The 24815-nt window shown below is 57.7% G+C and carries 24 protein-coding genes; 15 read left to right on the forward strand and 9 right to left on the reverse strand.

From position 1 onward, the window contains the following. The 9 genes from BJL95_RS01265 (at window position 1) to flgL (ending at window position 9189) form a co-directional block, all read left to right on the forward strand. Window positions 1–690 (forward strand): flagellar hook assembly protein FlgD, encoded by a 690-nt coding sequence (locus BJL95_RS01265; RefSeq protein ID WP_064023939.1) that lies wholly within the window; start codon window positions 1–3, stop codon window positions 688–690. 12 nt (window positions 691–702) lie between these two features. Next, window positions 703–2034 carry a flagellar hook protein FlgE gene (gene flgE, locus BJL95_RS01270; RefSeq protein ID WP_064023938.1) on the forward strand — a complete coding sequence of 444 codons (1332 nt, stop codon included), beginning with the start codon at window positions 703–705 and terminating at the stop codon, window positions 2032–2034. Window positions 2035–2100: 66 nt separating this feature from the next. Next, a complete protein-coding gene (gene flgF / locus BJL95_RS01275; protein ID WP_071154961.1) occupies window positions 2101–2844 on the forward strand; it encodes a flagellar basal-body rod protein FlgF in 744 nt (247 codons plus the stop codon). 51 nt (window positions 2845–2895) lie between these two features. Further along, the gene (flgG, locus tag BJL95_RS01280) at window positions 2896–3684 is read left to right on the forward strand and encodes a flagellar basal-body rod protein FlgG (RefSeq protein WP_064023936.1); all 789 of its coding nucleotides are present in this window, start codon (window positions 2896–2898) and stop codon (window positions 3682–3684) included. A 15-nt stretch (window positions 3685–3699) separates the two neighbouring features. Further along, window positions 3700–4404 carry a flagellar basal body L-ring protein FlgH gene (flgH, locus tag BJL95_RS01285; RefSeq protein ID WP_064023935.1) on the forward strand — a complete coding sequence of 235 codons (705 nt, stop codon included), beginning with the start codon at window positions 3700–3702 and terminating at the stop codon, window positions 4402–4404. A 31-nt stretch (window positions 4405–4435) separates the two neighbouring features. Then, window positions 4436–5533, forward strand: a complete 1098-nt coding sequence (locus BJL95_RS01290) for a flagellar basal body P-ring protein FlgI (RefSeq protein WP_064023934.1) — start codon at window positions 4436–4438, stop codon at window positions 5531–5533. 25 nt (window positions 5534–5558) lie between these two features. Continuing rightward, the gene (gene flgJ / locus BJL95_RS01295) at window positions 5559–6596 is read left to right on the forward strand and encodes a flagellar assembly peptidoglycan hydrolase FlgJ (RefSeq protein WP_071154962.1); all 1038 of its coding nucleotides are present in this window, start codon (window positions 5559–5561) and stop codon (window positions 6594–6596) included. Window positions 6597–6605: 9 nt separating this feature from the next. Next, a complete protein-coding gene (flgK, locus tag BJL95_RS01300; RefSeq protein WP_071154963.1) occupies window positions 6606–8273 on the forward strand; it encodes a flagellar hook-associated protein FlgK in 1668 nt (555 codons plus the stop codon). A 10-nt stretch (window positions 8274–8283) separates the two neighbouring features. Further along, the gene (gene flgL, locus BJL95_RS01305) at window positions 8284–9189 is read left to right on the forward strand and encodes a flagellar hook-associated protein FlgL (protein ID WP_071154964.1); all 906 of its coding nucleotides are present in this window, start codon (window positions 8284–8286) and stop codon (window positions 9187–9189) included. A gap of 100 nt (window positions 9190–9289) precedes the next feature. Here flgL and mltB read toward each other — a convergent pair whose 3' ends face one another. The 6 genes from mltB to BJL95_RS01335 all read right to left on the reverse strand — a co-directional run bounded on the left by mltB (window position 9290) and on the right by BJL95_RS01335 (window position 15935). Next, window positions 9290–10261, reverse strand: a complete 972-nt coding sequence (gene mltB / locus BJL95_RS01310) for a lytic murein transglycosylase B (protein WP_071154965.1) — start codon at window positions 10259–10261, stop codon at window positions 9290–9292. 80 nt (window positions 10262–10341) lie between these two features. Continuing rightward, window positions 10342–11472 (reverse strand): rod shape-determining protein RodA, encoded by a 1131-nt coding sequence (gene rodA / locus BJL95_RS01315; protein WP_064023929.1) that lies wholly within the window; start codon window positions 11470–11472, stop codon window positions 10342–10344. Further along, a complete protein-coding gene (mrdA, locus tag BJL95_RS01320) occupies window positions 11469–13319 on the reverse strand; it encodes a penicillin-binding protein 2 (RefSeq protein ID WP_071154966.1) in 1851 nt (616 codons plus the stop codon). Before mrdA ends, rodA begins: the two co-directional genes overlap by 4 nt. Before the next feature lie 6 nt (window positions 13320–13325). Further along, window positions 13326–13814: a rod shape-determining protein MreD gene (gene mreD / locus BJL95_RS01325; protein WP_064023927.1), complete on the reverse strand. Its 489-nt coding sequence runs from the start codon at window positions 13812–13814 to the stop codon at window positions 13326–13328. Next, window positions 13801–14712, reverse strand: coding sequence for a rod shape-determining protein MreC (mreC, locus tag BJL95_RS01330; RefSeq protein WP_281023358.1), 912 nt, complete (start codon window positions 14710–14712; stop codon window positions 13801–13803). Before mreC ends, mreD begins: the two co-directional genes overlap by 14 nt. Window positions 14713–14891: 179 nt before the next feature. Beyond that, the gene (locus BJL95_RS01335) at window positions 14892–15935 is read right to left on the reverse strand and encodes a rod shape-determining protein (protein WP_064023926.1); all 1044 of its coding nucleotides are present in this window, start codon (window positions 15933–15935) and stop codon (window positions 14892–14894) included. Between the two features lie 111 nt (window positions 15936–16046). Here BJL95_RS01335 and gatC point away from each other — a divergent pair, with 111 nt between their 5' ends. From gatC to gatB, 4 genes are read left to right on the forward strand one after another with little or no spacing between them, the layout of a single operon-like run. Then, a complete protein-coding gene (gene gatC, locus BJL95_RS01340) occupies window positions 16047–16334 on the forward strand; it encodes an Asp-tRNA(Asn)/Glu-tRNA(Gln) amidotransferase subunit GatC (RefSeq protein ID WP_064023925.1) in 288 nt (95 codons plus the stop codon). A 9-nt stretch (window positions 16335–16343) separates the two neighbouring features. Then, window positions 16344–17795 carry an Asp-tRNA(Asn)/Glu-tRNA(Gln) amidotransferase subunit GatA gene (gene gatA, locus BJL95_RS01345; RefSeq protein ID WP_071154967.1) on the forward strand — a complete coding sequence of 484 codons (1452 nt, stop codon included), beginning with the start codon at window positions 16344–16346 and terminating at the stop codon, window positions 17793–17795. Window positions 17796–17806: 11 nt separating this feature from the next. Continuing rightward, complete coding sequence (locus BJL95_RS01350; protein WP_064023923.1) at window positions 17807–18409, forward strand: Uma2 family endonuclease; 603 nt, start codon at window positions 17807–17809, stop codon at window positions 18407–18409. A 17-nt stretch (window positions 18410–18426) separates the two neighbouring features. Next, window positions 18427–19863 carry an Asp-tRNA(Asn)/Glu-tRNA(Gln) amidotransferase subunit GatB gene (gene gatB / locus BJL95_RS01355; RefSeq protein WP_071154968.1) on the forward strand — a complete coding sequence of 479 codons (1437 nt, stop codon included), beginning with the start codon at window positions 18427–18429 and terminating at the stop codon, window positions 19861–19863. 117 nt (window positions 19864–19980) lie between these two features. Here the strand turns inward: gatB and BJL95_RS01360 are convergent, their stop codons facing one another. After that, the gene (locus tag BJL95_RS01360) at window positions 19981–20355 is read right to left on the reverse strand and encodes a DUF167 family protein (RefSeq protein ID WP_082885269.1); all 375 of its coding nucleotides are present in this window, start codon (window positions 20353–20355) and stop codon (window positions 19981–19983) included. 188 nt (window positions 20356–20543) lie between these two features. Here BJL95_RS01360 and BJL95_RS01365 point away from each other — a divergent pair, with 188 nt between their 5' ends. Together BJL95_RS01365 and BJL95_RS01370 are read left to right on the forward strand one after the other, a co-directional pair. Beyond that, window positions 20544–20741 carry a hypothetical protein gene (locus BJL95_RS01365; RefSeq protein WP_064023921.1) on the forward strand — a complete coding sequence of 66 codons (198 nt, stop codon included), beginning with the start codon at window positions 20544–20546 and terminating at the stop codon, window positions 20739–20741. A gap of 569 nt (window positions 20742–21310) precedes the next feature. Next, on the forward strand, window positions 21311–22162 hold the full coding sequence (locus BJL95_RS01370; RefSeq protein ID WP_254786656.1) for a transglycosylase SLT domain-containing protein: 852 nt from the start codon (window positions 21311–21313) through the stop codon (window positions 22160–22162). 103 nt (window positions 22163–22265) lie between these two features. On the opposite strand, the gene BJL95_RS01375 is transcribed toward BJL95_RS01370, so the two are convergent. Continuing rightward, the gene (locus BJL95_RS01375) at window positions 22266–23393 is read right to left on the reverse strand and encodes a HupE/UreJ family protein (protein WP_071154969.1); all 1128 of its coding nucleotides are present in this window, start codon (window positions 23391–23393) and stop codon (window positions 22266–22268) included. Continuing rightward, window positions 23390–24550, reverse strand: a complete 1161-nt coding sequence (locus tag BJL95_RS01380) for a hypothetical protein (protein ID WP_071154970.1) — start codon at window positions 24548–24550, stop codon at window positions 23390–23392. Before BJL95_RS01380 ends, BJL95_RS01375 begins: the two co-directional genes overlap by 4 nt. Window positions 24551–24815: the final 265 nt, after the last annotated feature.

Below are 24815 nucleotides of genomic sequence, written 5' to 3' on the forward strand. Positions count from 1 at the left end.
ATGACGACCCTAACGGATACCTTCAACAGTTTGGGACTGGCCACGACCGGCTCGGCCTCAAGCGCCAGCAGCGCGACCAGCAAAAGCCAGTCGTTAAGCCAAAGCGAATTCTTGAAACTGTTAACGACCCAGCTCACCCATCAAGATCCGACCAAACCGATGGACAACGCCGAATTCGTCAGCCAAATGGCGCAGATCAGCGCGGTTTCCGGCATTCAGGAGTTACAAACCTCATTCCAGACCCTGTCGGATTCGTTAAATGCCGACCAAGCCCTGCAGGCGGCCAGCATCGTTGGCCATACCGTCGTGGCACCTGGCTCGCAAGCCTTGCTTAGCGCCGGCGGCAGCGTATCCGGCGAACTCGATATACCCAGCACAGCAACCAGCGTCGGCGTGCAGATCGTCGACCCGGAGACCGGCACGGTGGTTCGGGAACTCGATCTGGGCGCGCAATCGGCCGGAACGCTGAAATTCGAATGGGACGGCAACGACAGCGCCGGCACTCCGGCCGATCCGGGCGTCTACAAAATCAAGGCCTTCGGCTGGCTGGACGGCACCAATACCGCGCTGGATACCAGCATCAACTCCAAGGTAAAAAGCGTCGCCATCGGCAGTAACGGTAGCGGTCTGTCCGTGAATCTGGAAGGTCTAGGCGACATCAAATTCAGCAAAATCAAACAAATTCTTTAAGGAGCAGGCGTCATGGCTTTTACAACAGCACTCAGCGGTTTGAATGCCGCATCCAACAATCTGTCGGTAACCGGCAATAACATCGCCAACTCCAATACGGTGGGTTTCAAGAAATCCCGCTCGGAATTCGCCGACGTCTATGCCGCCAGCCTCGGCGGCGTCAGCAGCACTACGGCCGGCTCTGGCGTCAAGGTCACCAACGTGGCCCAGCAATTCAACCAGGGCAGCTTGTCATTCACCGACAACAATTTGGACCTGGCCATCAGCGGCGAGGGTTTTTTTACGTTAGCGAAAAGCCCTACCGAAACCACCGATTTATCGTACACCCGCGCCGGCGAATTCAAATTGGACAAGGACGGCTATCTGGTCAACAACCAGGGCAAGGCCTTGATGGTGTACGCGCCCAACGGTACCTCGGTGACCGACGGCTTCAGTACCGGCGTCACCCAATCCGTGCAAATCAACACCCTGACCGGCCTGCCCAGCGCCACCGATACCGCTTCGCTAACCGTCAACCTGAACGCCAACGCGGCCACCCCGAGCGTCACCACCTTCGACCCGACCGACAGCAATTCCTATAATTCGCAAACCTCTGTGACGATTTACGACTCGCTCGGTTCGCCGCACATTCTGACCACCTATTTCGTCAAGGGCACGTCAACCGCCAGTTCCACCGACTGGGACGTCTATCACTACATGAGCGAACCGGCCACGCCGACCGCCAAGACGCCGGTCAATGCCGGCACCTACGGTTCGACGGTGTCCGCGCCATCCGACCTAACGGTGCCGCCGACGCCGGCGACAATGACCTTCGACTCCTCGGGCAAATTGACCACCCCATCCAACGGCCGCTTCGCGCTCAGCGCCTACACCATCACGCCTGCCACCGGCGCGTCCGACATCACCGTATCGACGATGGACTATTTCGGGTCCACCCAGGTCCAAGAGAAATTCAGCGTCAACGCGATGACCCAAAACGGTCTGCCTGCCGGACGCCTGACCGGCATCGACATCGACGATGAAGGCGTGATTTTCGCCCGCTTCAGCAACGGCGGCTCGCAAACCATGGGCAAGGTCGCTCTGACCCGTTTTGCCAACACCAATGGCCTGTCCAAACTCGGCGATACCGCCTGGGGTCAAAGCGCCACTTCCGGCGACCCGATCGCCGGCGAAGCCGGTTCCAACAATTTCGGCTTGATTCAATCCGGCGCGCTGGAAAGCTCGAACGTCGATCTATCGGCGCAATTGGTCAATCTGATCGTCGCCCAACAAGCGTATCAAGCCAACGCCCAAACCATCACGACCGAAAACACCATTATGCAGGCCGTCCTCAACATCAGGTAAACACGGCTAGCGCGGGACCGGGCCGGCAAGCGGCGCCGGTCCCGCCTGCTTTTACGGAGATTTCCCATGGACCGCAGCCTTTACATCGCGATGAGCGGCGCCAAGCAGACCTTGCTCGCGCAAACCGCCAACGCCAACAATCTCGCCAACACTCAGACCCCAGGCTTCAAGTCCGACTTCGAGCAATTTCGAGCCATGCCGGCGTTCGGACCCGGTTATCCGACCCGCGTTTACGCGATGACCGAACGGCCCGGCAGCGATCTCTCGTCCGGCGCGCTGCAAACCACCGGCAACGAACTCGACGTCGCCATCAACGGCGCCGGCTGGATCTCGGTTACCACGCCGGACGGCAAGGAAGCCTACACCCGCGCCGGCGATCTGCGCATAACGCCCGAAGGCCAACTGCAAACCAGTTCCGGGCTCGCTGTCGTCGGCGAAGCCGCGCTCGGCATCACGATACCGCCGGCTCGCAAAATCGACATCGGCGACGACGGCACGATCAACATCGTGCCGCAAGGCGAAAATTCGACCAACACCGTGATCGTCGACAGAATCAAGCTGGTCAATCCCGATCCGGCTTCGCTGGAGAAACGCGAGGACGGCTTGATGCACACCAAGGACGGCGCGGTTCAGACGGCAGACGCGAACGTCGTATTGGTCCAGGGAGCCCTGGAAAACAGCAACGTCAATCCGATGGCGGCGATGGTGGAGATGATCGAACTGTCCAGAAACTTCGATCTGCAAAGCAAGGTCATGAAAACCGCCGACGAAACCGCCAACAGCACGGCCAAGATCATGCAAGTGGCATAGAAGCTGCTTTATCCCTGATAAGACAAAAATTTGTCAGATCAGGAGACGAACATGACAGAACGAGCATTATGGGTCGCAAAATCCGGACTGGATGCCCAACAAACCCGAATGGCCGTGATTTCCAACAATCTGGCCAACGTCAACACCACCGGCTTTAAGAAAGCCCGACCGATTTTCGCCGACTTGATGTACCAAAACGTCCGTCAAGCCGGCGGCCAATCCACCCAAAACACTCAGTTGCCGACCGGCTTGCAGTTGGGCACCGGCGTCAGAACCGTCGCCACCGAGAAGCTGCATACCCAGGGCAACGTTCAGCAAACCGGCAACTCGCTGGACATGGCCATCAGCGGCCGCGGCTTCCTGCAAATCCTGATGCCGAGCGGCGAGATCAATTACACCCGCGACGGATCGTTCAAGCTGGATTCGACCGGCCAGATCGTCACCTCCAACGGCATGCCGCTAGAGCCGGCCATCACGGTACCGCAGGATGTCACCAGCATTACGATCGGCCTAGACGGTACCGTCACCGTCACCCAACCCGGCTCGGCGGCGGCCAACCAAATCGGCCAGATTCAAACCGCCGACTTTATCAACACCGCCGGCCTGGAGCCGATCGGCGACAACTTGTACCGAGAAACCGTCGCCAGCGGCGCGCCTATCGTCGGTACGCCGGGCGAGAACGAATTCGGCAATCTGGTGCAAGGCTCGCTGGAGACGTCCAACGTCAACGTGGTCGAGGAATTGGTCAATATGATCGAAACCCAACGCGCATACGAGATGAACTCCAAGGCCATCTCCACCACCGACCAAATGCTGTCGTTCGTTACCCAACAACTCTAATTCAGGGGCATGACGATGAACACCTATTTTCCGCATCGGCGCCGGTACTCCGGCAAACTCTTGCCGCTGGCGGCCGCATTGCTGCTGGCACTGACCGGTTGCGACACTCTGCCCAAGCGCGATCCGGATTTCGCACCGGTCCAACCGGCAGACCTGAGGCCCCCGCAACAGAACAACGGCTCGATTTACCAGGCCGGTTACGACATGCGCCTGTTCGAAGACATCAAGACCCGCCGGGTCGGCGACATTTTGACGGTCACACTGGACGAAGCCACCCAAGCCAGAAAACAAGCCAATACCAACACCTCGAAAAACACCTCGGTGTCGGCGACCGCGCCAACGCTGTTCGGCGTCGCCAGCCAGGCCTTGCTGGGTCACGACTTGAAAACCAGCTTGGCCGCGACCACGCAATTCGACGGCAAGGGCAAGGCCGACCAAAGCAATACGCTGACCGGCGACATCAGCGTCACCGTCGTCGAAGTACTGCCGAACGGCAACGTCCGGGTGCGCGGCGAGAAACGGGTGGCCTTGAACGACGGTAACGAATACGTGCGCTTGTCCGGCATTGTTCGCCCCATCGACATTGATGCCGCCAACACCGTGTCGTCCTCCAAAGTCGCCGATGCAACGATTATGTACACCGGCGACGGCGGCATCGCGGATTCCAACAAAATCGGTTGGCTGGCCCGATTTTTCCTGAGCCCGATTTTCCCGTTCTAAACCGTTTCGGCGCTCTTTTGAGGATACCATCATGAACAGAACCACATTGATCGTCATCGCCTTCTGGCTGCTGAGCGGCGGCTGGGCGCATGCCGAACGTATCAAAGACTTGGCGTCGGTGGCCGGGGTACGCTCCAACCAGTTGGTCGGCTACGGCTTGGTCACGGGCCTGGACAAATCCGGCGACAAATCGTCCAAGTTCGCCCCGCAAACCTTGCGCAATATGATGGGCCAGCTCGGCCTGACCCTGCCGCCGGGTACCGATCCGAAAGCCAAAAATACCGCGTTCGTCAGTATTCACGCGGAACTGCCGGCCTTCGCCAAACCGGGTCAGAAAATCGACGTCACTGTCTCGTCCATCGGCGATGCCAAAAGCCTGCGCGGCGGCTCTTTGCTGATGAGCCCGCTGAAGGGCGCCGACGGCAAGGTTTACGCGATTGCCCAAGGCAATCTGGTCGTCGGCGGCCTGAGCGCGGGCGGCCAGGACGGCTCCAAAATCACCGTCAACAATCCGTTGGTCGGCCGAATTCCCAACGGCGCGTCGGTCGAACAAGTGGTGCCGACCTCGTTCGACCAAAGCGGCGATCTGGTCTTTAACCTGAACAATACCGACTTCACCACCGCCAACAACGTGGTGCAAGCGATTAACAAAGCCTTCGGAGCCGATACCGCCCGCGCGGTCGACGCCGGCTCGGTCAGCGTGCGGGCACCGGTGGAGGCTTCGCAACGGGTCAGCTTTGTTTCGATGTTGGAAAACCTCGACGTCACGCCGGACGACGCGCCGGCCAAGGTCATCGTCAACTCCCGAACCGGCACCGTAATCATCAATAGCAAGGTCAGGGTGCAGCCGGCGGCGGTATCGCACGGCAGCTTGACCGTGACGATCAACGAAAACCCGCAAGTCAGCCAGCCCAATCCGCTATCGGGCGGCAGTACCGTGGTCACGCCGCAATCGCAGGTGTCGATCAAAGAGGACAAAAACCATATGTTCGTCTTCAACCCCGGCGTTTCGTTGGACGAAATCGTCCAGGCGGTCAACGGCGTCGGCGCCGGACCCAGCGACTTGGTGGCGATTTTGGAAGCCCTGAAATCGGCGGGTGCGCTACGGGCGGAATTGATCGTCATTTAAGTCTGACAGTGCTTGGGAGGTTGCCATGTTAAACACGGATACCGCATCGGTTTATACCGACTTCGCCGGATTGGCCAAATTAAAACAAGGCGCACGCGAATCCTCGCCGGCCGCCATCAAGGAAGCCGCCAAACAATTCGAGTCGCTGTTTCTGGGCATGGTGATGAAAAGCATGCGCGAAGCCAAACTGGCCGACGGCTTTGCCGACAGTCAACAGAGCAAGATGTACCAAGACATGTACGACCAGCAAATGGCCATGCATTTATCCGGCACCGGCGTCGGGCTGGCGGAAGTCATCGCCAAACAGCTGAGCCCCAGGCAAGACAAGCAGGAAGACGAGCCAGGCCGTGTGTTACAAGCCAGCGACTACTTGGATCGCGTCGCCGGCAGCGGCTCGGCCAACGGCAACCGGCAACCGCCGCGCGGCGGGCAAGCCGCGTCCAACGCGTTGGACGCCTCGGGACTGAGCAGCCTGGAACGCAGCCTGGCTCGACTGGAGCGTGATCAGTCCAACACCGCCGGACGTTGGCGCGACTTGGACTCGGCACCGGCCTCGTCGGACGTAATCGATGACGGCGCCACGCCGGCCCAGCAAACCTTTTTCAACGAATTGATGCCGCATGCCCGGCAAGCCGCGCAAAGCTTGGGGGTCGACGCCAAACTGTTGCTGGCTCAAGCCGCGCTGGAAACCGGCTGGGGACAGGCGATGGTCAAAAACGGCGGCGATAACAGCTACAACCTGTTCAACATCAAGGCGGATAGAGCCTGGCAAGGCAAGCAAGCCAAGGCAATGACATTGGAGTTCGACGGCGGCGTCGCCCAAAAACAGGTGGCCGGTTTCCGCGCTTACGACTCGTACAAAGATAGCTTTAACGATTACGTGGACTTCATCAAATCCAACCCGCGTTATGAACAAGCGTTGAAAAACGCCGAGAACCCGGCGCAATACATCCGCTCTTTGCAAAAAGCCGGCTATGCCACCGACCCCAAATACGCGGAAAAAGTCATGTCTATCTATCGCAGCCATGCCGGCGACAGCGCGGCGAGCGACACCAACGGTTAGGAGACCATCATGGGCTTGGGCATATTGGACACCGCATTATCCGGACTGACGGCGTTTCAGCGCTCGCTGGAAACCACCAGCAACAACATTTCCAACGTCAGCACCGAAGGCTACAGCCGGCAGCGCGTCGAAACCGCGACCCGTCGCGAGCAATATACCGGCTCCGGCTACGTCGGCAGCGGCGTCAGCGTCGTCAATATCACCCGCAGTTACGATCAGTTCATTACCGGCCAGGTCCGCTCCAGTACTTCGGCCTACCACGACGTCGATAGTTTTTATACCTTGTCCAGCCAAATCGACAACATCACCGCCGACGACACCACCGGTCTGGCGCCGGCGATGAAATCGTTCTTCGACGCAGTCGACACCGTCGCCAACGACCCCACCTCGATCCCGGCCCGCCAAACCTTATTGACGCAGGCCAGCTCGTTGACCCAACAGTTCAACACCTTGAATACCCGCTTCGGCGAATTGCGCGATCAGGTCAATACCAACCTGGAGACCGATCTCACCGAGATCAACGGGTATGCCAAGGCCCTGGCCGATCTGAACGTAAAAATCGTCGCCGACATCGGCAGGGCTTCCGGTCGAGAAATGCCCAACGATTTGCTGGACCAACGCGACTTGCTACTGAACAAAATCGCCGAAAAAGTCGACGTCAATTTCACCAGCCAAACCGACGGATCGATCAATGTCTTCATCGGCAACGGTCAACCTCTAGTATTGGGTAATTCCGCTTCGCAACTCTCCCTGCAGTCCTCCGCCACCGACTCAACTCATAAGGAAATTCTGCTGAACGGCCAGGACATTTCCGGTTTGATTTCCGGCGGCGAGCTTTACGGCAATTTGCGTTTCCGCGACCAAGTACTGGACCCGGCTCAAAAACAACTGGGCACGCTGGCGATGGGTCTGGCAACCGAGTTTAACAGCACCCATCAGGGTGGTTTTGATTTGAACGGCGACCCCGGCCTGGCATTCTTCGACCTCGGCTCGCCGGTGGTTCAGGTCACGCCGCACGCCGCCGACGACAACCTGCTGGCCACCGCCAGCTTCGTCGCCCCCAGTTCGTCGGCCAACCTGGATACCGGCTACCGGATCAGTGTCACCGGCACCAGCCCCAACGCCTATACGTTGACCAATCTGAGCAGCAACACCAGCCAAACCGGCCTGGACGACACGACGCTTGCCACCGCCGCTGCGGCCTTAGGCTTCAGCATCACGTTCAGCGGCGGTTCGCTGACCAGCGGCGATACCTTCGACCTCAGCCCGAGCTTTAACGCGGCCGGCACCTTGAAGGTGAACAGCGCGATCACCAATCCCAAACAAATCGCCGCCGCCAGCAGCGCCGCCGGGGTGCCCGGCGACAACAGTAATGCGCTGGCGCTGGCCGATCTGGAAACGAAAACCCTGATGCAAAACGGCAAGGCCAGTTTCACCCAAGTCTACAGCCAGTTGGTGGCCGACGTCGGCTCGCAAACACACGCGGCCTCGGTCAACCGGACCGCGCAGGACACCTTGTTGAAACAAGCCACCAGCGCCAAGGAAACCGTTTCCGGCGTGAATCTTGACGAGGAAGCCGCCAACCTAATCAAATTCCAAAACGCTTACGCCGCCGCCGCCAAGGCCGTATCGGTGGCTAGCACGCTATTCGACACCCTCATTGGAGCGGTCCGTTAGGAGAATTCACATGCGCATTTCCACGACCTGGAACCACCAGCTCGGCGTCGACGCGATGCTGGAACAACAGTCCAAACTCAGCGACACCCAACTCAAATTGTCGTCCGGCAAGAAATATCTGTCGCCGTCCGAAAATGCTCCGGCGGCGGTGTCGTTGATCAATTTGGAACAAAACATCAAAGAGAACCAACAGTTTCAGACCAACATCGGAGCGGCCCGGCAACGCTTGGAGTTGCAAGAGTCCAGCCTGGAAAACGCGACCAACGTGTTGCAACGCATCCGCGAATTGGCCGTGCAAGGTATGAACGACAGTAATACTGTTACCAATCGTCAGGAAATTGCCGCGGAAATCGATGAACTAAACAAACAGTTGCTGGGTATGGCGAACACCAAAAACGCTAACGGCGAGTATTTGTTTGCCGGCTACAAGAGCGACACGGTTCCGTTCGATACCACCACTTACGCCTATCAGGGCGACGCCAACCAGCGCAGCATCGCGATCGGCCCCAGCCGGACCATTACCGATGGCGACGCCGGTGAAGCAGTCTTCGGCGTGTACTCGGCCGGAACATTGACGCCCGGCGGCATCGACAATGCGTTTCAAGCCATCAACCGGTTATCTCAGGATCTGAAAGCCAATACGCCAAACAGCGGATCATTGGACGATATCGATAGAGCGATGGTCCGCTTCGAAACCACCCGCGCCTCGACCGGCGCGCGCTTGCACGCACTGGACGATCAGCAAAATTTGAATACCGACTACATCCTAGCCAACAAAACCACCGCGTCGGCGATAGGCGACTTGGATTATGCCGACGCATTGAGTAAATTCAGTCTGCAACAAACGTCGTTGCAAGCCGCGCAAGCCGCGTTTACCAAGGTGCAAAATCTGTCATTGTTCAATTACATTTCGTAGCGAAACACATCGGTTTGCCGCCCATCGAAGGAAACTCAGTTTTCTGTTCGCGAATCGAAGCGTAACGACCGGGACTTGGATATTGTCGGCCGCTTTCCGTTTAGAGCTTGCGTGCCGCGATCGCTTGGCTAAGCTGGTAAACCGCCATCGCATACAGCGGGCTATGGTTATAACGGGTGATGACGTAGAAATTGTGCAAGCCTATCCATAAATCTTCGCCGATTTGCTGTTGGTACGCCAGCAGCTTGACCGCCTCGCCGGCGGGCAAACCGGCCGGCAATTCGACCCCCAACTTGCGCAGTTCGGCCGCACTGGTATAGGGCTTGACACCCTTGCTCAAGGCCTTTTTATACGCCTCTCCCGCAGCGTTGACCGGGTACGCGATCAGACCGCCGGGTTTCCATTGGTTGCTGGCAAAGTAGTTGGCGACGCTGGCGATCGCATCGGCCGGATTCGTCCAGATATTGCGTTTACCGTCGCCATCCAAATCCTTGGCATAGCTTCGAAAACTGCTCGGCATGAATTGCGGCAAGCCCATCGCGCCGGCATACGAGCCCATCGGCTGCAACGGGTCCATGCCCTCCTCGCGCGCCAACACCAAATACTGCTCCAACTCCTTTAAAAAGAATTCGCTACGCGGCGGATAGGCGAATCCCAATGTCGCCAACGCATCGATCACCCGGTATTTGCCGGTGTGCGCGCCGTATTTGGTTTCGACGCCGATGATGGCGACGATAATGTCCGCCGGAACCCCATATTGGTGTTCGGCTTGGCGCAACGCGGCTTCGTTATCCTTCCAAAACTGCACGCCACCGGCGATGCGGGCCTCGGTCATGAAAATTTCGCGGTATTGAAACCAGGGCTTGCCCTCCGCAGGCTTGGACATGGCATCGAGTATCGGCTGCTGGATGTTGACCGCCTTGAACAAGCTCCGTAACTCCGTTTCGTTGAAACGATGTTGCTTGACCATCTGCTTGATGAAGCCGTTGAAGGAATCGGTGGTGGCAACTTCAGCCAGTGCCTGGCCGACGGCCGACAATAACAACAACATAAACGCGACTTTAAAATTCATAAACTCAGACAGAAAAAAGGAATAATTGGGGAATATTACGCGGTTTTTCCCGAGCGGACCGCTGGTTTATGGCGATCGCCTCAAACCGGCAACAACTTGCGATGAGTGTGTATCGACATCAGAATGCCGAAACCGGCCATCAGCGTCACCATCGAGGTGCCGCCATAACTGACCAAGGGTAGCGGCACTCCAACCACCGGCAACACGCCGATCACCATGCCAATGTTGACGAACACGTAAACGAAGAAGGTGAAGGACAAACTGCCGGCCAACAACCGGGAATAGGTATCCTGGGCTTGCACGGCAATGTAAAAGCAGCGGCTGATGACCAGTAGATACATCAACAGCAAACCGACGCAGCCAAACAGACCGAATTCTTCGGCGAAAACCGCGAAAATAAAGTCGGTGGAACTTTCCGGCAAAAAATCCAGCTCGGCCTGACTGCTGCCCAGCCAACCCTTGCCGTCCACGCCGCCGGAACCGATCGCGATTTTAGACTGAATAATATGGTAGCCGGCCCCCATCGGGTCGGCCTCGGGATTGATGAAAGTCAAGACCCGGCTGCGCTGGTACTCGCGCATGAAGTGCCACATGACCGGGGTCAGCGCGCCCAACACCGCCACCGCCCCCAACATGACCCACCACGACAGGCCCGCGAAGAATAACACCGCCGCCCCGGAACTGGCGACCAGCAGGGCCGTGCCCAAGTCAGGCTGCTTAGCGATCAATAGCACCGGCACCAACAACAATATCCCGGCCGCCAACAGATGCTTGGGTTTAGGCGGCAAGGCGTGCTCGGACAAATACCAGGCCACCATCATCGGCGCGCTGATCTTGGTAAACTCCGACGGCTGGAAGCGAAAAAAGCCCAAGTCCAGCCAGCGCTGAGCGCCCATGCTAATTTGGCCGATCACCGCCACCGCCAGCAACAACAGCACGCACACCGAAAACAAAGCGACCGAGAAAGTCTGAAATTGCCGGGGGTTGATGTGAGCCAGCACGATCATCAATACAATGGCCAAGCCCATCCGGCTGGCATGACGCACCAACATCGCCATTTCCTGCCCGCCGGCGCTGTACAAAATCACGAAGCTGAGCGCCAGAATCAGCAACAAACCGATGAACAGCGGGATGTCGATATGCAGCTTGCGCAGCAGGTTGCCAAGCAAGGACGGCGCTTGAAATTGTTCGTTGCGCATTTCGTTTCTCATGGCGAACTGTCCTTTTTCTGGTTCAGATAAGCATCGATAATTTCACCGGCGATCGGCGCCGCCACCGAACCGCCGTGACCGCCGTGTTCGGCGATCACCGCGACGGCGATCTGCGGATCGTGCACCGGGGCGAATGCGATGAACAAGGCATGGTCGCGCATTTTGAAGTCGATCGCGTCCTCGTTATATTTCTCTTCCTGTTTGACGGTAAACACCTGGGCGGTACCGGTCTTGCCGGCGATCTGATAATTGATGGCCTTGGCCAGCCGGCCGGCGGTACCGCGCGCGCCATGTACCACGTTGGTCATCGCCCGAATGACGTTCTCGACATTTTGCGGTTTCAGCGGAATGATCCGGTCGGCCTTGCCTTCGATCCGATCGGCATAATCGGCGCTGATGATGCTATGTACCAAATGCGGCGTAATGACCTTGCCGCCGTTGGCCAGCGTCGCGGTGGCGTGAGCCAATTGCAAGGGCGTAACTTGGGTGTAGCCCTGACCGATCCCGGTAATCAGGGTCTCGCCCGGAAACCAGGCCTGATTGCGGTAGTGGCGTTTCCAAGCCTTGGACGGCATCAAGCCGTCGATTTCGCCCACCAGATCGATACCGGTCTTGCGACCAAAACCGAATTTGTCCATGAACTCATGCATCTTATCGATACCCAGCGCCAGCGCCAAATCGTAAAAATACACGTCGCAGGATTGGGTGATCGCTTCGTTCATGTCGACCATCCCGTGCCCCCACTTCTTCCAGTCGCGGTATTTATGGTCGACGTTGGGCAACTTGTAGTAGCCGGGACAAAACAGCCGGTGGCCGAAATCGATGACGCCGTACTCCAGCCCGGCCAAGCCCAAAAACGGCTTGACCGTCGAACCGGGCGGATATAGTCCGCGTAGCGCCCGGTTGTACAAGGGCTGGTCCGGCGATTCCTGCAAAGCCTTGTAGTCCTTGCCGGAGATGCCGGAAACGAAGGGATTGGGATCGAAACCCGGCCGGCTAACAAAAGCCAACACCGCACCGGTTTTGACTTCTATCGCCACCGCCGCGCCGTTGAACTCGACCAATGCGTCGTAGGCAATCTTTTGTATGTCGATATCCAGTGTCAGATAGATATTCGATCCTGCGACCGGCTCGACCGTCGCCACGGTATTGACCGCCCTGGCTTGAGCGTTGGTTTCGATTTCCTCGTAACCGGCGGTACCGAGCAGATGTTCCTCGTAGGTCTTCTCGATGCCGGTCTTGCCGATATGGTCCGTCCCGCGGTACATGACGGAAGGCAGGGTCTTCAACTCCTGCTCGTTGATCCGCCCGACGTAACCGACCACGTGGGACGTCAAGTCGCCGTAAGGATAGTGGCGCACCAAGCGAGCGTAGACGTCGACGCCGGGAAAATACGGTCGGACGACCGCGAATTTGGCGACATCTTCGTCGGTCAGATTTTGCAGCAAGGCCGTACTGGTAAACGATTTGTTGCGCTTACGCAGTTTTTGAAACGCCTCGATTTTTTCGTCGGGAATGTTCAGCAGTTGCTGTAGACGCTTCAAAGTGTCGTCGAGGTTGCCAATCTGCTCCGGTATCAGCTCCAGGCTGTAAGTCGGCACGTTTTCGGCCAACATCCGACCCTTGCGATCATAAATGACGCCGCGCGTCGGCGGCAACGGCGCGATCTTGATGCGATTGTCCTTGGACAGCATCGCGTAATGTTCGTGACCGACCACTTGTAGGTAAACCAGCCGCACCACCAGCCCGATCATCAACACGATAATCAGGATAAAAGCCGTGACGATACGACTTAGAAACAGACGGCTTTCCGCCAGCGGGTCCTTGATCGCGAATTTTCTGTCCATCGCCGGTCAGTCGAGGCGCGCCATGACCCGGATAAAGCGCAGCAGATAAAACACCAACGGCCAGACCAGCGCCCCGCTCAGCGCCGGATACCAAAACGACAACGGCAAGCGGTTACCGGCCTTGATGCTTTCGATCGCGAAAATCACGCTTTGCGAACCGAGCAGGCAAAACAGTACGAACAGGCATTGCTGAACCATCGGAAACTGTCGCAGCCGCCGGTGTTCGTTGATGCTGAAGTAGCAAATCAACGGATAAATCAACGCGTACTGCCCCAGCAAGCGCCCGGTCAGTACGTCGGTCAACAGCCCTATCCACCAAGCGCTGAATACGCCGAAGCGTTCCGGCAGCGCGATCGACCAATAGATCAAAACCAACACCACCCAGTCCGGATTGAACACTTCCATCCCCGGAAACAGCCCCATCACCCGCAGCACCATCGCACCGGCTACCGTGACGACAAAATAAATCAAAGCCAGCGCGTTATGGCCCGACATGTTTGGCATCCTTGGGTTTCGCGGCGACCGGCGCCGGCTGCTCGGCGGTTTCCGATTTGACCGGCTCGCCCAACACGACCGGCGTCGAATCGCTCCAGACGATCAAAAACTCCCGGCTCTTATCCAGCTCCGCTTTCGGCGTGGCGTAAATATTGGCGAACGATTTGTCCGGTCTAGCCTCGAATTTATCGACTACCGCGACCGGATAACCGGCCGGAAACACGCCGCCCAAACCGGACGTGACCAACAGGTCGCCGGGTACGATGTCGGCGTTATTCGCTAAAAACGGCAGATGCAGCCGGTTGGGTTGCCCGGTGCCGAAGGCTATCGTCCGCAGGCCGTTGCGATTGACCTGAACCGGGATCGCGTGATCGGGATCGGTGATCAACATCACTTCCGAGCTGGACGGCATCGTGCGGACCACCTGGCCGACGATACCGCTGGCATCCAACACCGGTTGTTCGGGATGCACGCCGAAGCGGGAGCCTTTGTTGACGACGACGGTATGCTCGTAGGGCGCCAGTTTAACCGACACCAATTCGGCCACCAGCACTTGCTCGCCAAGTTGAAACGAATTCTCAAGCAACATGCGTAGCCGGGTGTTTTCCTTCTCCAGGGCCGCGAGTTTCAACAACTTGGCGTCGTTGACGAACTGCTGCTCCTTCAGCCGGCGATTCTCTTTTTGTAGTTCGACATAGGAAATCACCGAATCGGACAAATCATGGTAAGCGTCGATGGGCAGGCTGGCCAGCATTTGCAAGGGGTAGGTCGCCATCGCCAACAGCGAGCGCAGCATGTTCAAGCGTTGGCTGCGGTAATCGACCACCAACAGCGCAACCGAAAGCAATACCGCGACCAACAGACGGGTATTCAGCGAAGGGCCTTTGGCGAATAGCAGTTTTATGGCAAAACCTCTAGCGATTTTGAAACGGCAATCCCGACGGAAAATAAAGGATTGCCGACAGGCCCAGTCCAACGATCCGCAACCGCCGAACGGTACCCGCTGAAACAAAAAAGACGGCGGGAACCGACATCACCGGTTAACGCCGTCCCTCGAACAACAAGACGCCGAGCGGACTATTCCAGCGAAAATGCCGAGGCGCCTCGGGCGTCCAGCATCTCCAACACCATGCCGCCGCCGCGAGCGACGCAGGTAAGCGGATCGTCGGCAATGTATACCGGCAAGCCGGTTTCCTCGGAAATCAAGCGATCGATGTCTTTCAACAGCGCACCGCCGCCGGTCAGGACGATACCTCGGCTAGCGACATCGGCGCCCAATTCCGGCGGGGTTTGTTCCAGCGCGACCTTGACGGCACTGACGATACCGGACAAAGGCTCCTGCAAGGCTTCCAGAATTTCGTTGCTGTTCAATGAAAAACTGCGCGGCACGCCTTCGGCCAGATTGCGGCCGGTGACTTGCATTTCGCGAACTTCGCTACCGGGATAAGCCGCGCCGATTTCATGCTTGATTTTCTCGGCGGTGGCTTCGCCGATCAGCGTGCCGTAGTTGCGGCGCACGTAGCTGATGATCGCGTCGTCGAAACGGTCACCGCCGATCCGCACCGACGCCGAATAGACGATACCGTTCAATGAAATGACCGCGACTTCCGAAGTGCCGCCGCCGATATCCAGCACCATCGAACCGTGTGCCGCATCGACCGGCAAACCGGCCCCGACCGCGGCGGACATCGGTTCCTCGATCAAATACACTTCGCGAGCGCCGGCCATCGCCGCCGACTCGCGAATCGCCCGCCGCTCGACTTGAGTCGAGCCGCAGGGCACGCAAATCAGAATGCGCGGACTGGGCCGCAGCAGTTTGTTTTCATGCACCTTTTTAATAAAAAACCGCAACATGCGTTCTGTCACCGCAAAATCGGCGATCACACCATCTTTCAAGGGCCGAATCGCGGTGATGTTACCGGGCGTGCGGCCCAACATATTTTTAGCGTCGGCGCCGATCGCGGCGATGGTTTTCTGGCCGCGGATCTTGTCCTCCTTAATCGCGACGACGGACGGCTCATTCAATACGATTCCCTGGCCCGGAACATAAATCAGCGTATTTGCCGTTCCCAAGTCGATAGACAGATCATTGGAAAAAAGGCCACGAATTCTTTTGAACATTAAACGGTATCCTAAATGCACACAGAAAATCCCGCTACTTTAACAATCAAGCGGGCGATAGGGCAAGATATAAAGTATCATAGATTTACCGATAAAACTTGGAGTTAGAAGATGTCGTTAACGGCTAATGACGTTAAAAAAATCGCCTATCTGGCGCGCTTGGGAATCGAGGAATCGCAGGTCGAACATTACGCCAAAGACCTATCCAACATGCTGGATTTAATGACCCGGATGGGGCAAACCGACACCGCCGGCATCGCTCCGATGGCGCACCCGCTCGACCAAACCCAACGCCTGCGTGCCGATACCGCCGTCGAGACCAACCAACGAGCGCATTTTCAAGCCATCGCCCCGCAAACCGAAGCCGGACTTTATCTGGTCCCGAAAGTCATCGAATAATTCCGAACCATGCACACGCTATCGCTAACCGAATTAGCCGCCGGACTGCGCGGCAAGCAATTTTCCAGCACCGAATTGACCCAGGTCTTTTTGGCTCGCATCGGACGACATCAAGCCCTGAACGCCTTCGTCACGGTCAGCGAAGAACTGGCCTTGCAGCAGGCGGAAGCCGCCGACCGGCGCTTGGCCGCCGGCACGCCGGCGCCGCTGACCGGCATCCCGATCGCCCAAAAAGACATCTTTTGCACGCAAGGCGTTAAAACCAGTTGCGGCTCGAAAATGCTGGACAACTTCATCGCCCCGTACGACGCCACGGCGGTCGAACGCTTCAATCAGGCTGGCGCGGTGATGCTGGGTAAGTTGAACATGGACGAATTCGCTATGGGTTCGTCCAACGAAACCAGTTTCTACGGCCCGGCTCGCAATCCATGGGATACCGAACGGGTGCCGGGCGGCTCGTCCGGCGGTTCGGCGGTCGCCGTTGCGGCGAGGCTGACGCCGGCGGCGACCGGTACCGACACCGGCGGCTCGATCCGCCAACCTGCGGCCTTGTGCGGCATCACCGGCCTGAAACCGACTTACGGTCGGGTTTCGCGCTACGGCATGATCGCTTACGCGTCCAGCCTGGATCAGGGCGGACCGATGGCGCGTAGCGCCGAAGATGCGGCTTTGTTGATGCAAGTCATGGCCGGTTTCGACGGTAAGGACTCCACCAGCGTCGACCAGCCGGTACCGGATTACAGCGCCGGTCTGAACGACAGCCTGCAAGGTTTGAAAATCGGCCTGCCGAAACAATTTTTCAGTGCCGAACTGGACAGCCAAATCGCGGCGACGATTCAGTCCGCGATCGCCGAATACCAGAAACTCGGCGCGACGGTACAAGAAGTGGACATGCCTAATCTGGAGCTGGCGATACCGGCTTATTACGTGATCGCCTCGGCCGAATGCTCGTCCAACCTGTCGCGTTACGACGGCGTGCGCTTCGGCTACCGCTGCCAAAACCCAGCCGATTTGACCGACCTCTACATCCGCTCTCGCGGCGAAGCCTTCGGCGCGGAAGTCAAACGCCGGATTCTGATGGGCACTTATGCACTGTCGGCCGGCTATTACGACGCCTATTATCTGAAAGCCCAACAGGTGCGCCGATTGATCAGCGACGATTTCAAACGCGCTCTTAGCGAAGTCGACGTATTGATGGGACCGGTCACGCCGAGCACGGCATTCAAAATCGGTTCAAAAACCGACGACCCGATTCAGATGTATCTGGAAGACATTTACACGATAGCGATCAATCTGGCCGGCCTGCCGGCGATGTCGATTCCGGCCGGGTTCATAGCCGGCCTGCCCGTTGGCTTGCATATCATCGGTAACTATTTCGGCGAAGCCAAGTTGTTGAACGTCGGCCACCGCTACCAGCAGGTCACCGACTGGCACAATCAAGTGCCGAAGGGTTTCGAATAACAGGGGGCAATATGGCGCCGATCACGCAATTATCACAATTGGATCCTAACGGCACCTATAGTTACGCCGATTACCTGACTTGGCAGCTCGAGGAGTCGGTCGAACTGATCAAGGGCAAGATCATGGCCATGTCGCCGGCGCCGAGCAGAAAGCACCAAAGCGTATCGCTAAATTTTGCCGTCAGCCTTGGCAACTACTTTAAGCACAAGGATTGCAAACTCTACCCTGCGCCGTTCGACGTCAAGCTCTACGACCGCCGTAAATCCTTGCTTCAAGACCGCGAAGTTTTCAGCGTCATCCAGCCCGACCTGTGCGTGATCTGCGACAAAGACAAACTGACCGAACAAGGCTGCGATGGGGCGCCGGATTGGATCATCGAGATTTTATCGCCCGGCAACAGCCAAAAGGAATTGCGTCTGAAATACCAGCTGTATCAGGAAAACGGCGTGACGGAATATTGGACGGTTTATCCTTACGAGCAAGCAGTCCATCAATTCGTGCTCGATCAGAACGAAAAATACCAACTGCACGCCATGCACGCCGGCGACGAGATTGCCATCCCCTATTTATTCCCCGACCTGCAAATCGACCTGAACGACGTTTTTGCCGAATAGTTTTAAAGGAAAGCAACATGAGCTCACAATGGGAAGCCGTCATCGGCTTGGAAATCCACACCCAACTCTCTACGAAATCGAAAATCTTTTCCGGCGCGGCGACTGCCTACGGCGCCGAACCCAACACCCAGGCTTGCGCGGTGGATTTGGGACTACCCGGCGTATTGCCGGTATTGAACGAAGACGCGGTACGCAAGGCGGTAACCTTCGGCCTGGCTATTGATGCCGAAATCGCACCGCACTCGATCTTCGCTCGCAAAAACTATTTCTACCCCGACCTGCCGAAAGGCTATCAAATCAGCCAATTCGAACGACCTATTGTCGGCAACGGCCATCTGGATATCGAAGTCGACGGCGAAACCAAACGCATCGGCATCACCCGGGCCCACTTGGAAGAAGACGCCGGCAAATCGCTGCACGAAGATTTTCACGGCCTGACCGGCATCGACCTGAACCGCGCCGGCACGCCGCTACTGGAAATCGTCTCCGAGCCGGACATGCGTTCCGCCAAGGAAGCCGTGGCCTATATGCGCAAACTACACGAGCTAGTACGTTATCTGGAAATCTGCGACGGTAATATGCAGGAAGGCTCGTTTCGCTGCGACGCCAACGTTTCGGTTCGCCCCAAAGGCCAAGCCGAATTCGGGACCCGTGCCGAAATCAAGAACATCAATTCGTTCAAGTTTGTCGAAAAAGCCATCAATCACGAAATCGAACGACAAATCGACATCATCGAAGCCGGCGGCAAAGTGGTCCAAGAAACCCGCTTGTACGACGCCAACAAAGACGAAACCCGCTCGATGCGTAGCAAGGAAGAAGCCAACGATTACCGTTACTTCCCAGACCCGGACTTGTTGCCGGTGATCGTCGAGGAAGCCCTGAAGGCTGAAATTCGCGCCACGTTGCCGGAATTGCCAGGCGCCAAAAAGCACCGTTTCATCGAGCAATACGCGTTGGATGCGGAAAGCGCCGCCACGCTGACCTCATCGCGCGAATTGGCCGACTTCTTCGAACAAGTCGCGGCCGAATCCGGGGAAGCCAAGTTGGCTGCGAATTGGTTAACCGGCGACGTGCTCGGCGCATTGAACAAAGCCGGCTTGGAAATCGACGCCTGCCCGGTCAGCGCCGAACGCTTGGCTGGCCTATTGAAACGCATTGCCGACAACACCATCTCCGGCAAGACCGCCAAGCAGGTGTTCGACAAACTCTGGAACGGCAGCGCAACGGCGGATCAAATCATCGAACAGGAAGGCTTGAAGCAAATCACCGATACCGGCGCCATCGAAGCCATCGTCGACAAGGTCATCGCCGCCAATCCGGTACCGGTCGAACAATACCGGGCCGGCAAAGACAAGGCGCTGATGGCGCTGGTCGGCCAAATCATGAAAGAAACCCAAGGCAAGGCCAACCCCGCAGAAGTGAATAAAATGTTGGTTGCCAAATTAAAGGATTAAAACCGTCGATAGCGGGCATTTACCGAAGCGGTTTTGTCCGGCTCAGCGCTTCCGACCTTTCGGCGGCAATGACCCGAAATGACGCCGGCTCTCCAAGCCCGGCTCGCAGCGGAATGACTAGCGGCTTGCCGAAGCCGCCAACTCCGCTTCGACGACCGGCGGCAAACGCTTCGGCATCCGGATTCGCAGTTGCTTGTTGATGTGATACTGACCGAACACGACTTGGATATCCTTGATCGTCACGCCAAACTCCCTGGCCAAAAACCGAACCATATGGTCGGTAGCCTTGCCGTCCTCCGGTGTCGCGGTAACGCTGATTTTCAGTTGAGCCCCCTTGGGTTTGCCGATGACATCGCGCTTGGCGCTCGGCGTGCCAAGTACGTTCAACACCAAGACATCCCCGTCCCAAGCGCAAAACGACACCGGTCCCGGCCGCCCCTGATCTCCAACCCCGCCTTGGCCTCGCGGATTCTTAATTTTCGGATTTGCCATGTAGCCCTTCGTTATCGCCACGATATAGCGTAAATGTACGTCATGTCGTCGCGAATTCTAACAAAACACTCCGACAACAAAATGACGCAACCCGCAAAATAAAAACAACTCTTTGTTTTATAAAAACTATTTATTTATGGCACGCGAACCGCTTATATAAAAACAAAACATCTATCGGGAGAACCGCCATGAACACCGTCAACCACCCCAACAGCATTGCACTGACTACCTTTATGGACAACTTGAGCGGCGAGTTTATCGCTCAAACCGGTTACGGAGCTTACGTATACCTCAATCCGGTCGACATCGAACGCTTATTCCAGGATTACCGCCAACAAAACATGCCGATTCGCAACCTGGTGCGGCGACTGTTGAAAAACTTATAGAAATCACATCCCTTGCCGCAAGGCTCCATGCCGAGCGGCAAGGGAACGTGGGTTGGCGGCGGCGACACTCCTAACGCCAACTCTCCGATCACGGACGCATCCTGGAAAACCTGAAAAACTGTTGGCCGATCGACAATATCGACGACTGCCAAACTAACCCTAACGTTCAGTCGAACACTTGCCTAAGCCTTGTGCAGCCTGCCGCGACTAGCCTAATCGAGGCTAGTTTACACCGGTCCGGGTCATCGCCGCGCAATTCCGCCGAGAATCGCCGTGTGGTATAGTTTCGACCGTAAACCTGCCCATCTGGGCAATGTCAAGCGAGATAGCCGCTCGATATAGTACGAAAAACTTGAACTGGTTCTCACGCTGAGATTAATACTAGACGGATCAATAGCCATTTCAAGCGCGACCTTACGATTTTGTAAGATCGGCCATTGCAGGCGATGCAGCCTTCCGGGCGATTACGCACTTGCCATGTATACGGTAGCTGGAAGCTTGGAGAACGGGTACCGTTCTTTTCCGGCCGGGTTTGTGAAAGCCCAGTCTCAGCAATACAGAACGAGAACATGATGAACCTGAAATATTTTCCGCTGATCGGCCTGCTGCTTGCCACCGCTACGCCATCCGCCGCCGACGTTGCCTCCCCGCTAAACTTGGCGCAGTTGCGCCAAACCGCCGCCGATTTCGAGCACGGCCGCGGCATCAAACAAGATTACGGATTAGCTTTCGAAATGTATTGCAAGGCCGCGTTGGCCGGCGACAGCGAATCGGCTTACGGTCTGGGCTTTATGTATTTCAACGGTCGCGGCGTCAAACGGGATCTGCCGCTGGCCAGTCACTGGTTCAAACAAGCCGCCGACCGCGGCGACCATCACGCTCAAACCATGTTGAGCCGCTTCGGCGACGCTCCGGCCACCGAAGACCCAGCCTGCCACCCGGAACCGGTCGTGACGGTGACGGTAACCGACAACAACCCCAACCGGCAAATCGTCGAGGCCTGGGTCAATCAAATCGCGCCAGTCTACGGCATCGACCCGCAATTGGTGATGGCGGTCATCAAAGCCGAATCGGCGTTCAATCCGACCGCGCTGTCCGGCAAAAACGCCCAGGGTCTGATGCAATTGATACCCGAAACTGCGGAGCGCTTCGGCATCAAGGATGCCTGGAATCCGGTGCAAAACATCAAGGGCGGCACGGCTTATCTGCATTGGCTGTTGCGCCATTTCGAAGGCAAGGTCGATCTGGTTCTGGCCGCATACAATGCCGGCGAGAAAGCCGTCGAGCGCTATAAGGGCATTCCGCCTTATGCCGAAACTCAGAACTATGTGAAGCAAATCCTGGCGTGGTATCCCAATGCCACCCACCCCATCCCGCCGCAGTCGCCGCAAAAAAATCTGGTCATCGAAGTTAAAACCTAATCGAATCCGCGCGGCTGCTTTACGCCAAGATTACGAATCGATTTCCGACCTCAACCGATTCCCAACGACATACCCAGTTCCTCCGACGACAATCGCGCCTTGGTCAACTCGGCAATATCGCCACATCCAAACCGCGCTCGACCAACCAAATCAGCGCTAGCCCTACAATACCGGTCGAACCGTATTTCAAGACCCAGACCGGATAATAGCGCTGCCGGCTACCCCAATAAATCAATGGCAAAGCGACCGCGATAATCGCCAATTGCCCCAACTCGACGCCGAGATTAAAACCCAGCAAGGCCAACGCTTGCCCGGATTTCGGCAAAGCCAGATCCAGCAGTACGCCGGCGATGCCCATGCCGTGAACCAAACCGAAACCGAAGGCCAACCACACCCGGCGTTCGGTAAACCAGGCATAGATGTTGTTCAGCGCGGCGACCGCCACCGAAGCGGCAATCGCCGCTTCGACCCAACGACTAGGCAGCGCCAAATATTGCCAAACCGTCAACGCCAGCGTCAGCGAGTGGGCCAGCGTAAACGCCGTCACCACCGCCAACACATCGGTGCCAATTTCGGCGAGATTCGCCTTGCGCCGCCAGGTCAAACCGTCGCGCGCCAACGCCGCCGGCAATAGCAAACTCAACAAAAACAGCAGATGATCGTAGCCGGCCCAGATGTGCGTCATCCCCTCTTGGACAAACGCCGCCAGCTCAGACCAGACGCCACCTTTGCCGGCAAGCTCGAAGGTCTGCGTCGGTTGCTCGGGACTAAACACCGCACTACGCGCGCCGCTAGGCCCAACCAAACTAAACAATCCGCGATGGCGCGCGTCGAACTCGAAAAACCAGCGGTAATCGACGACCAATCGCCGCACGGTCGCCGGACAATCCGCCCGAAAATCCAGTACCGCGTAACCGCCGTCGCTGTGCTCGTCGACCCGCAAACCCTCGCCATCCAAGCGACAGGCCCGGCCGTCGCCGCTGATGTCCAAACGGCTTAGCGCATGTGCCGCGACGACATCGCCGCGCTCGCGCAACTCCCGCCAGGTAATGCGGCCGTCATCGTCCTGATCCAGACCGACCGCTTCCTGCAAGTCGCGTAACGCCATATCCCAGCGGCCAACCCAACGTTCCCCATTCCAGGTCAAGCTCAAATAAACATCGCTGGCCTTGTGCGCCGAGGCGGCGCAACTGCCAAGGATCAATATCAGAAATACGAGCCAGCGTCTCATGCCAGCCTCCCGGCGACGCGTGCCGCCAAGTCCCGCAAGCGCGCGTCTTCCAAGCCGGTTTCAGCCAAAAACGTCAATACGTCGCGAGCGGCCTCGAACTTGCCGGCCGCAATCGCCGCTTCCAGCAAGATACGGGCATCGCGCGGCTCGCGCTGCACTTGCCAATTGGCGGCGGCCAGCGCCAAAGCCTGTTCGGGTTCGCTATTCAATTGCAATTCAAACCGGGCTTCATCGCCCTGGTGACTGGTATCGCCCCTGCGACGACTATCGGCAAAACGCGCCGCCAGCGTCCGCCGGTGCCCTTCGGCTTCAGAATGCCCCAACTGCCGCTCCGCCAAGGCCAACCTCAACAACAAGCCGTCGGCGCGCTGCTCGCCGGTCAGCAACTCAAGCACTTCGGCATAGCGCTGTCTATCCAGCAAAAAATCGGCAAAACCGGCCAATGGGTACGCACTCAACCGGCCGATAGCCAAGGCCCGCCGGTAGTGGCGTTCGGCCGCACCGGTATCGCCCAGCCGCTCCGCCATTTCAGCGAGCACGGTCCAGGCCCATTGCCTTTCGTCGGCCGACTCCGGGCCGGCAACCGACAACAACGCCGCCAAGCGCCGGTAAGCCGGTTCGAGCTGGCCGCTGTCGGCCAACACGGACTCGACGCACACCCGCCCGGACCAACCGGCCGCCAGGCGGCTGACGGTCAAACAGCTTTGCAGCGCCTCGGGATAACGTCCCTGCACCTGATGAATTGCCGCCTGCGTCAGCCAGGCCCCAATCAGCCTGGGTCTTAAAGCCTGCGCTCGCCGCAAATCGGCCAGAGCCGCCGAAAAATCGTGGCGATTCTGGGCCAGCACGGCGCGCAAGGTCAGGATCTCGGGAGACGGGTTAGCGCGGGCCAACGGCGCCAACACCGCCTCGGCACGGCCGAAATAACGCGGATCGGCCTCCGCCCGTCCCAACGCGATGTAACGCTCCACTAACTGCAAAGCCAGCGCCCGGTCGTCCGGCGTCGCCCGCAGTTGTTCGCGCAACGCGCGAAGTTGCGCATCGCCGCCGCGCTCAGGCAGTACTTCCAAAACCTGATCGTCGTCCGCCGGTACGAAGGCTCGACCCAAGGCAATCGGTCCGAACGCCAGTAGCGCCGTCAATAGTAAATGTCTCATCGATAGCTCCTGTTTGCATTCAAATTGGGTAACTATTCAACGCGGAGTAAACACGCCCTCTCCCGACGGAGTGGGGGGATGAACACCTCAATGTCAGCTATGCCGTTCGCTGAGCGGCGTCGAAGCGAAATCGCTGGCTTCGGCTCCGCTCAGCCGACGCCTTATTTCGACTCCGCTCAGCCGACGCCTTATTTCGACTCCGCTCAGCCAACGCCTTATTTCGCTTCCAAAAACGATTCATGATCGTTGGTTAGCATCATGGGGC

Origin of the sequence: Methylomonas sp. LWB (genome assembly GCF_001856095.1) — a bacterium.
In the GTDB taxonomy this organism is placed as follows: Bacteria; Pseudomonadota; Gammaproteobacteria; order Methylococcales; family Methylomonadaceae; genus Methylomonas; species Methylomonas koyamae_A.

Bases quoted from the DNA above. Each gene is read 5' to 3' on its own strand.
- rodA (WP_064023929.1), bottom strand. From the start codon at position 11,472: ATGAGAAACGAAATGCGCAACGAACAATTTCAAGCGCCGTCCTTGCTT.
- mltB (WP_071154965.1), bottom strand. From the start codon at position 10,261: ATGAATTTTAAAGTCGCGTTTATGTTGTTGTTATTGTCGGCCGTCGGC.
- BJL95_RS01350 (WP_064023923.1), top strand. From the start codon at position 17,807: ATGGCGCCGATCACGCAATTATCACAATTGGATCCTAACGGCACCTAT.
- flgH (WP_064023935.1), top strand. From the start codon at position 3,700: ATGAACACCTATTTTCCGCATCGGCGCCGGTACTCCGGCAAACTCTTG.
- mrdA (WP_071154966.1), bottom strand. From the start codon at position 13,319: ATGGACAGAAAATTCGCGATCAAGGACCCGCTGGCGGAAAGCCGTCTG.
- gatA (WP_071154967.1), top strand. From the start codon at position 16,344: ATGCACACGCTATCGCTAACCGAATTAGCCGCCGGACTGCGCGGCAAG.
- flgE (WP_064023938.1), top strand. From the start codon at position 703: ATGGCTTTTACAACAGCACTCAGCGGTTTGAATGCCGCATCCAACAAT.
- flgJ (WP_071154962.1), top strand. From the start codon at position 5,559: ATGTTAAACACGGATACCGCATCGGTTTATACCGACTTCGCCGGATTG.
- flgL (WP_071154964.1), top strand. From the start codon at position 8,284: ATGCGCATTTCCACGACCTGGAACCACCAGCTCGGCGTCGACGCGATG.
- mreD (WP_064023927.1), bottom strand. From the start codon at position 13,814: ATGTCGGGCCATAACGCGCTGGCTTTGATTTATTTTGTCGTCACGGTA.
- flgG (WP_064023936.1), top strand. From the start codon at position 2,896: ATGACAGAACGAGCATTATGGGTCGCAAAATCCGGACTGGATGCCCAA.
- BJL95_RS01265 (WP_064023939.1), top strand. From the start codon at position 1: ATGACGACCCTAACGGATACCTTCAACAGTTTGGGACTGGCCACGACC.
- BJL95_RS01365 (WP_064023921.1), top strand. From the start codon at position 20,544: ATGAACACCGTCAACCACCCCAACAGCATTGCACTGACTACCTTTATG.
- flgF (WP_071154961.1), top strand. From the start codon at position 2,101: ATGGACCGCAGCCTTTACATCGCGATGAGCGGCGCCAAGCAGACCTTG.
- BJL95_RS01380 (WP_071154970.1), bottom strand. From the start codon at position 24,550: ATGAGACATTTACTATTGACGGCGCTACTGGCGTTCGGACCGATTGCC.
- BJL95_RS01375 (WP_071154969.1), bottom strand. From the start codon at position 23,393: ATGAGACGCTGGCTCGTATTTCTGATATTGATCCTTGGCAGTTGCGCC.
- gatC (WP_064023925.1), top strand. From the start codon at position 16,047: ATGTCGTTAACGGCTAATGACGTTAAAAAAATCGCCTATCTGGCGCGC.
- BJL95_RS01290 (WP_064023934.1), top strand. From the start codon at position 4,436: ATGAACAGAACCACATTGATCGTCATCGCCTTCTGGCTGCTGAGCGGC.
- flgK (WP_071154963.1), top strand. From the start codon at position 6,606: ATGGGCTTGGGCATATTGGACACCGCATTATCCGGACTGACGGCGTTT.
- gatB (WP_071154968.1), top strand. From the start codon at position 18,427: ATGAGCTCACAATGGGAAGCCGTCATCGGCTTGGAAATCCACACCCAA.
- BJL95_RS01360 (WP_082885269.1), bottom strand. From the start codon at position 20,355: ATGGCAAATCCGAAAATTAAGAATCCGCGAGGCCAAGGCGGGGTTGGA.
- BJL95_RS01370 (WP_254786656.1), top strand. From the start codon at position 21,311: ATGATGAACCTGAAATATTTTCCGCTGATCGGCCTGCTGCTTGCCACC.
- BJL95_RS01335 (WP_064023926.1), bottom strand. From the start codon at position 15,935: ATGTTCAAAAGAATTCGTGGCCTTTTTTCCAATGATCTGTCTATCGAC.